Origin of the sequence: Nostoc sp. PCC 9305 (assembly GCF_963920915.1) — a bacterium.
In the GTDB taxonomy this organism is placed as follows: Bacteria; Cyanobacteriota; Cyanobacteriia; order Cyanobacteriales; family Nostocaceae; genus Nostoc.
This window is the reverse complement of sequence record NZ_CAWUDN010000100.1, coordinates 22,677-29,691: the sequence shown is the minus strand read 5'-3', so window position 1 is coordinate 29,691 and position 7,015 is coordinate 22,677. Positions and strand designations below refer to the sequence as shown.

6 protein-coding genes and 1 pseudogene are annotated in these 7,015 nt (G+C 42.4%); 2 read left to right on the top strand and 5 right to left on the bottom strand.

Annotated features, from left to right (window positions below):
* Nucleotides 1-404: 404 nt before the first annotated feature.
* Entirely contained in the window at nt 405-1,076 is a 672-nt protein-coding gene (gene purQ / locus ACM0OX_RS28125; protein ID WP_414518271.1) for a phosphoribosylformylglycinamidine synthase subunit PurQ, read from the bottom strand.
* Nucleotides 1,077-1,275: 199 nt separating this feature from the next.
* Nucleotides 1,276-1,554, bottom strand: a complete 279-nt coding sequence (gene purS / locus ACM0OX_RS28120; protein WP_099102896.1) for a phosphoribosylformylglycinamidine synthase subunit PurS — start codon at nt 1,552-1,554, stop codon at nt 1,276-1,278.
* A gap of 145 nt (nt 1,555-1,699) precedes the next feature.
* On the opposite strand from purS, the gene ACM0OX_RS28115 reads away from it, so the two are divergent.
* A complete protein-coding gene (locus ACM0OX_RS28115; protein WP_414518270.1) occupies nt 1,700-2,104 on the top strand; it encodes a Fur family transcriptional regulator in 405 nt (134 codons plus the stop codon).
* 195 nt (nt 2,105-2,299) lie between these two features.
* Here the strand turns inward: ACM0OX_RS28115 and ACM0OX_RS28110 are convergent.
* From ACM0OX_RS28110 to ACM0OX_RS28100, 3 genes and pseudogenes are all read right to left on the bottom strand, one after another.
* Nucleotides 2,300-2,641: pseudogene (locus tag ACM0OX_RS28110) on the bottom strand (Uma2 family endonuclease); the annotation flags it as partial.
* Nucleotides 2,642-2,789: 148 nt separating this feature from the next.
* Nucleotides 2,790-3,797, bottom strand: a complete 1,008-nt coding sequence (locus ACM0OX_RS28105; protein WP_414518269.1) for an SPFH domain-containing protein — start codon at nt 3,795-3,797, stop codon at nt 2,790-2,792.
* 114 nt (nt 3,798-3,911) lie between these two features.
* Nucleotides 3,912-4,346: an NfeD family protein gene (locus ACM0OX_RS28100; RefSeq protein WP_289796130.1), complete on the bottom strand. Its 435-nt coding sequence runs from the start codon at nt 4,344-4,346 to the stop codon at nt 3,912-3,914.
* 470 nt (nt 4,347-4,816) lie between these two features.
* On the opposite strand from ACM0OX_RS28100, the gene ACM0OX_RS28095 reads away from it, so the two are divergent.
* Entirely contained in the window at nt 4,817-6,820 is a 2,004-nt protein-coding gene (locus ACM0OX_RS28095; RefSeq protein WP_414518268.1) for a protein phosphatase 2C domain-containing protein, read from the top strand.
* Nucleotides 6,821-7,015: the final 195 nt, after the last annotated feature.

Here is a 7,015-nt window from a genome sequence, read left to right as displayed (position 1 = left end):
GGGGATCTAAACGCTGTGAGGCAACTCTCAAAGACTTGTGTATACACCGTAGCCGACACGGAGAGGGGAGCAAAAAGCTTAATTTTTCGTTTCTCCTCCCTTTCCGTTTCGGAGAGGAGGCTGGGAGGGAGAGGTTCATCGAACTCACGTGATACGTAGGCGTAGCCCGCTCCTCGACATGGTTCGACTCCGGCTCTATCGAGCGACTTGTACTGAGCGTAGTCCAAGTAAGCCAAGATACTCACCAGCCGCTCAAGGCATCGCTAGGCTTTAACCCTTAATGCGTCCTGGTTTGGTTGTGACAAATACTTCAAAGTTCCCACTCAAAAAAATAAATCGCTGTCTGTAGAAGAATGTTCATCTATCTTGCAGACAGCGATCGCAAAACGCTCAACTTATTTGCTCTACGCTAATGCCGCTACTGTCTCTAGTAAGCCTTGAAACAACCTCAAGCCATCACTACCCCCTAACATTGCGTCTGATGCCCTTTCTGGGTGCGGCATCATTCCCAACACATTGCCCCGGCGATCGCTAATCCCGGCGATGTTGTTCAGTGAACCGTTGGGATTTTCCCCTTCATAGCGAAATATGACTTGCCCGTTATCTTCAATTTCTGCGAGAGTGGCTGCGTCAGCGTAGAATCGTCCCTCTCCGTGGGCAATCGGCAAAGCGATCGTTTCACCAGTTGTATAAGCTTGCGTCCATAGATTAGTACGTTCAACTTTCAAGGGGACGCGATCGCAAATAAAATGTAAATCCCGATTTCTGGTTAACACCCCTGGTAAAAGTCCAGCTTCCGTTAATACCTGAAAGCCGTTGCAAATACCGAGGACAAACTTACCCTTTTGAGCGTGTTCTACAACCTGCTGCATCACGGGTGAAAAACGGGCGATCGCACCACAGCGCAGATAATCCCCGTAACTAAAGCCACCAGGAATAATCACGACATCCAAATCAGCAATATCTGTTTCTTGATGCCAAACCATGCGCGTTGGTTGCCCCAGTAAATCTCTGGTTACATAAGCAACATCGCGATCGCAATTAGAACCGGGAAAAACAACAACACCGAATTTCATGATTAGTTAGGGGAGTGGGGAGCGGGGAAGGGGGAGCGGGGAAGGGGGAATGGGGAATGGGGAATAGGGAATGGGGAATAGGGAATGGGGAATGGGGAATAGGGAATAGGGAATAGGGAATAGGGAATAGGGTAATTGTTTATCTCCCCCTTGCCCCTTCCCCATTCCCCCTTGCCCCTCTGCCTCTTATGCCTAATCCCTAAAATACCCCGGTTTGAGTTTCGACCTCAATTAATTCAAAGCGGTAATTTTCAATTACGGGATTTGATAACATTTGGTCACAAATGGTATCAAGGTCTTTACGCGCTTTCTTCTCTTCAGTTGAGGTGATAGTGAGTTCAATGTACTTGCCGATCCGCACCTGGTCAACGTTATCGTATCCCAGTTGCTTAAGACCGGATTGTACTGCCACACCGGCGGGGTCTAAAACTGAAGGACGAAGGGTCACGAAAATTTTGGCTAGATACTTGGTTTGCACGGGCTTTTGCTGAATGCTGCGATCGCTATACTATAACTTTCTGTTCCAACTGAGTGAAAATAAGATTACGAAGCGTTTAAAGTTAATCGATCGATTAGCTCATCTAACAGCTTCAAACTACAGTGGCATACTTAAATAATTGTCTATGAGAGCTATACGCACCCGCAGTCAAGAGCGTATTTTCAACCTACTGAAAGATATCAAAAAAGGCATTTCCGCCCAAGATATTTACGTACAACTACGTAATACAAATCAGAGTATGGGTTTAGCAACAGTTTACCGTTCTCTAGATGCCTTAAAACTAGAAGGCATAGTACAAGTGCGGAATTTGGCTAATGGTGAAGCCCTCTATAGCCTAGCACAACAAGATAAACACCACCTTACTTGCTTGCAATGTGGTATCTCAATTCCGATTAATCAATGCCCAGTTCATGACTTAGAAAACCAGTTAGAATCCAGCCATAAATTTAAAGTTTTTTACCACACCCTAGAGTTTTTTGGGTTGTGCAGTCAATGCCAAGTAAATCAAGGTACTGAGATTGGTCAATAATCAAACCAATGTCATAAATGCACGTACAGAAGAATGTCGTTGATTTATTTAGATATAAGCGTTATTGCTCCTTGGTATTGGAGAGAAACTGCTTTATTCAACAGGACTTACGCAAAATCATGAAAAAACGAACCACAGAGGGCACAGAGGACACGGAGAAATAAGAGTTTCAGAAAGCTCTTGCGTAAGTCCTGTTCAAATAAAACTCAACCAACTAAATACATCTGTAACTGTTAATTGCCAATTTTCCAAAATACTCAAAACGAGTAAGATATCTTGCTGTTCTTTTAATTCTGGTAATTTATTGGGTTCAAAAATCATGATGGATTCATCAGCAGAATCGAGCAACCAACCTAGCTTTGCTCCATTTTGAATAGAAAAAGTAATTTTGCTGATGACTCGGTTAGGCGATTGTTCTGGTGAGAGAATTTCAATTATCCAATCTGGGGGAATCTCAAATTTATTTGTAATTTTTCCATTAGGAAGCAATGGAATTCTTTGCCATTCAAACACAGCAATATCTGGTACTATGGAACGGTCAGATTAAATATTAGGCGATCGCAATAATAGCGTTGATGACCTGTTCTGGGTTAATTATCATTAGTCATTGGGCATTGGGCATTGGAAAAAGACAAAGAGACAAGTTTCTTCCTTGTCTCTTTGTCCCCACTCTCTATTTTTACTTCTAACTAGGGCGGTTATTTTCTAATCCTGGGATTTGCTTGGAAAACAACTCGTTAGAGTCAATTTGACCATTTGAGATAACGGAACGCATACCCTCAAAAGCAGCAGGAATAGTACGCGGATCTATAAATAATACCTTGCTGCTATCGCTTCTACCAATTGTTGCGCCCATATCTAAATAACCCAAGGCAAACAGAACTTCCACTGCTTTATTGGCATTAGGATTTGTTTGGAGTTTTTGGGCAATAATTTCTGCTGATTCTGCGATCGCTTGGGCTTTCAAAACTTGTTGCTGACGTTCTGCTTGAGCTTTCAGAACAAGCGACTTTTGTTCGGCTTCTGCTTGCAGAATTGTCGATTTTTGACGAGCTTCCGCATCCAATATTTGCGCCTCAGCTTTACCTCTAGCGCTATTGACAGCAGCTTCGCGTTCGCCCTCAGAAGTTAAAATTGCTGCCCGTTTGCGTCGTTCTGCCGACATTTGTAATTCCATCGATTCTCGCACTGCCTGAGACGGAATAATATCTCGCAGTTCTACCCGTGTCACTTTCACACCCCAAGGATCGGTAGCAACATCCAAATCCTGTAATAAAAGCTCACTAATATGGGAACGAGCAGTAAAGGTTTGATCCAACTCTAGTTGTCCCATTTCGGCGCGAATTTGAGTCAGCACCATATTTATCATTGCCGACTGGAGATTTTCTACCTTATACCAGGCTTTTTCCATATCCACGATGCGCCAGTAAAACACCGCATCTACTTCAATGCCAACGTTGTCACGAGTGATGCACTGTTGAGGAGGAATATCTAAGACTTTTTCTTTGATAGTTTCTCGGTAAACAACTTTATCTAGGAAAGGAACAACAAAATTTAGTCCTGGTTCCAGTTTTTTGTTATAACTACCCAATCTTTCAACCAAAGCTTGATTGCCCTGATTGATGACTTTTACCGAACCTGCCACAGCAGAACCACCAAGAGCTAAAAATACTAGTAAAAAAAACTGTTCCATTGTGAATCTCCTAATTTTAAATATGTAAAGAGGGAGCAGGGGAGAAGTTGCAGTGAATTTTTCTCCTCTGCCCCTCTGCCCCTCTGCCTCTTCTCCATGCCCAATGCCCATCAACTAAGAATTCAACAGATTTTCCGGTACAACAATCAAAGTAGTACCTTCCCTCCTAACCACATAAACTCTTTGATGCGGTGGTATGGTAAATTTGTCATCGTCACATCTTGCTTGCCAAGAATTTCCCTCATACCGCACCCGCCCTGTTTTTCCAGGCAGAATTTCTGTTAAGGTTTCAGCTATGACTGCATCCCGAATTTTTGATTTGCGTTGTCTTGGTTGCAAAAACCGACGAGAAAGCACGATTAATACTGTGGAAAGCAAGAGCCAAACCACAATTTGCAACCATACACTTCCCATACCCACTCCAGACAGCAGCGCCACCACAAAAGCGCTAACTCCCATCATGAAGGCGACAAACGCCGATGGTAAAAACAGTTCAGTTAAACACAGAACTGCTCCTGCCAGAAGCCAGATTAAGGTAAAACTTGGCATAGCGCCATCCTAGTCTCTACATTGACGTAAATGCATTTCTACGATTAGATACAGCCAGACGTAAGTTATTTACAGAAAACAAAACTGGGTATTTCTACCAATAATTTTGATTAATTTCAGTAACAAGGTGTAGCTAGCGGTACACAAGTCCAGTTTATTCTAGCCTTCAATTCATTGCCAGCTAAAGTTAATCGAAGTTTATGTATAAAGAAGAATTCAGAACTCAGGAGTCAGGAGCCAGTATAAATTCTGTAGACTCTTTGATAGCGCAAAAAGCGCAAAATAAATATTAGATATTACGACTCTCAAACTCTATCCCTTTTTGGGTAGAGTATTCTAAATTCTGACTCCTAAATTCTGACTCCTAAATTCTGACTCCTGAATTCTGACTCCTGACTTCTGACTCCTGAATTCTGACTCCTGAATTCTGACTCCTGAATTCTGACTCCTGACTTCTGACTCCTATATTTATGATTTCTACTCAACTGATAATTTTTTGTATAAATCCACGCTGTAATAGCCCTATTAATCCTATGGGAGATAATGTTTGTGCCAGTTGCCAAACTCCTTTAGTTCACCGCTATCTTTGGGCGACTGGCTCATTGTCTGCTTACATCCCAGCAGGCACAAAGGTAGCAGATAGGTATGAGGTAATTAAACAACAGATTTGGCTGGATACTCAACCGGGGCTGCCGCCAGATGTACCTGAAGAATTGCCAACCGAAGTAATTCCTTATTTACAATTATATCAAGAGCGGTTGCATCTGCCCCAGGCTTATGGGTTTGTTAGTAATCTTGAGCAAGATACAACTGATATCCTCTTATTGGAAAATGCGCCGATAGATAAGACAGGAAATATCTATCCAACTATTGTTGAGGCTTGGGAGGAAGCCACGGCAGTACGACAAGTTTATTGGTTGTGGCAAATTCTCCAACTTTGGACACCTCTAGCAGAATTGGGATTTAGCCACAGTTTACTAGTAATAGAGAACTTGAGAGTCGAAGGTTGGTGTGTGAGACTTTTGGAACTCTACCAAACACCAAATGATGAAAAGTTGAGTTTACAAAATCTGGGGGAGTGTTGGCAGTTTTGGGTGGCTTCTGCAAAAGCATCAGTAGCCAAGGGGTTACAGAACATTGTCCAGGATATGTGTGAAACTGAGATTGAGTTAGAGGAAATTAATATTCAACTCAATAATTTACTACTAGCAGCTGCGGCAGAATTACCATTAGTTTTAAAGGTGGCAGGCTCTACAGATATTGGCCCAATGATGGCGCAAAATGAAGATGCTTGCTATCCCAATAGTTTGAGTGATTTAGATGAACCTTTATTGCGCCACTTGTCGATTGTTTGCGATGGCATTGGCGGGCATGAAGGCGGTGAGGTTGCGAGTCAGTTGGCAGTGCAGTCTGTAAAGTTACAAATTCGCGCTTTACTAACTGAGGTGACAGAACAAACTGCACTTTTTCCACCTAAGTTGTTGCAGGAACAATTAGAAGCAAGCTTACGGGTGGTAAATAATGTAATTTGTGCCCGCAATAACGAACAAAAACGCCAGGGCAAAGAACGCATGGCTACAACTATTGTCATGGCGTTGCAAGTGCCACAACGAGTCCAGACAAGTACTGGGTGGCAATCAAATAATACCCATGAGCTTTATTTGGCTAATGTTGGCGATAGCCGTGCCTATTGGATTACTCACAATTATTGTCAGCAACTAACAGTAGATGATGATGTGGCAACGCGAGAGGTACGCTTGGCTAAAAGCTTGTATCGAAAAGCACTTTTTAGACCAGATGCGAGTGCCTTAACTCAAGCATTGGGGACAAGAGATTCAGAATCTTTGCGTCTCAAGGTTCAGCGATTTATTCTGGAAGAAGATGGCATTTTGCTGCTGTGTTCTGATGGTTTAAGCGATCGTAACTGGGTGGAACATTCTTGGCAGGATTATGCAATACCCGTGTTAACAGGGCAAATGACAGTTGAAGATGCTGTCCGCAATTGGATTAACTTGGCAAACGAAAAAAATGGGCGTGATAATACTTCGGTTGTTCTCACTTATTGTCGTGTCTCTCCAGAATACTTAGTACCTGTGACTCCGGCGTTGCCAGAAGAGATTATAGAAGCAGAAATACAGGAAGAGGAATTAGAGGAACTAAAAGAACTAGAGGAACTAGAAGAACCAACTTCTTTTACAGAAAGTTCGCAAGCTTTGCTAGATTTGGATCTAAATTTGGATTTAGATTTGGATCTTTCAGAGGAACCACCTCTTAACCCAGAAATTCCACCAACTTTAATTACAAAACCGAAGTGGGATAAACGTTTAGTAATGCTGGGGGGAGTGTTGGCGTTACTTGTGGGGGGTACAAGTCTGGGATTATTTGCTTGGTGGCAAATTAATCCTCAAGGATTCCAGCAGATGTGTCGGCAACTTCCCCAAAAAGTGCAGTCAGTGTGTCCGATTGGGAAATAGGTTATACCGAAAAATTCTAATGTTGATGAGAAATATTGCAGTATTGATAATGAATATTGTAATGTTGATGAGAAATATTGTAATATTTGGGAGAAACATTGCAATGTTGATGAGGAATATTGCAATATTTGGGAGAAACATTGCAATGTTAATGAGGAATATTGCAATGTTGACAAGAACTACTTGTATATTCAG